The sequence below is a fragment of the Pseudomonas sp. UMAB-08 genome, from assembly GCF_900095225.1.
GTDB lineage: Bacteria > Pseudomonadota > Gammaproteobacteria > Pseudomonadales > Pseudomonadaceae > Aquipseudomonas.
The window spans coordinates 1-751 of the sequence record NZ_LT607456.1; the positions used below are offsets into that span (position 1 = coordinate 1).

Consider the following 751-nt stretch of genomic DNA (forward strand, 5'->3'; position numbering starts at 1 on the left):
CCGCGTAGTTATCCACGATCAGATGCAGTTGGAGGTGTTTGGGCGTTTCCTTGTTGATTTTCTTGAGGAACGCCAACCACTCCTGATGGCGGCGCTGGCGCTCGATGCTACTAATCAGTTTGCCCTGGAGATAATCCAGCGCCGCGAACAGCGTGACCGTGCCGTGGCGAGTGTAGTCATGGGATTTTGTTTGGATATGACCGATCCCCAACGGCAGCCCAGGCTGGGTTGCGCTCCAAGGCTTGAACCTGACTTTTTTCGTCGCAGCAGAGCACCAACGCCTTGTCTGGCGGGGCCAGATACAGCCCGATGACATCCCAGAATTTCTCCTCGAACTGCGGGTCGTTGGACACCTTGAAGGTACGTGTCAGATGAGGCTTCAAGTCATTGGCAGCCCATAACTTGTGGACGGTGGTCGCCGATATGCCGGCGGCACGGGCCATGCTTCGGCAGCTCCAGCGGGGTTCGCCAATACGGGGCTTGGTGACCTGTTCGAGTACGCGACGGACCGTGTCGGCAGGAAGGGAGGATTTGCGTCCGCGACCAGGCTTGTCGAGAAGGCCTTCTAGACGCAGCGTCTGAAAACGCTGGCACCAACAGGTGATCGTGGGGAGTGAGAAACCGGTCAAGCGAGCGATGTCCACCCTTGAACAACCTTGGGCTGCCAGCAGGATCACTCGGGCGCGACGGCCGTCGCGCTGACTGATGATGGCTGAGCGTACACGACGGTTCAGTTCGGTCTGTTCTTCTG

General features: G+C 58.6%; 1 pseudogene. It reads right to left on the bottom strand.

Going from position 1 to position 751, the window contains the following annotated elements:
• Positions 1-751 (bottom strand): annotated as a pseudogene (locus K0F75_RS25395) (IS630 family transposase); the annotation flags it as partial.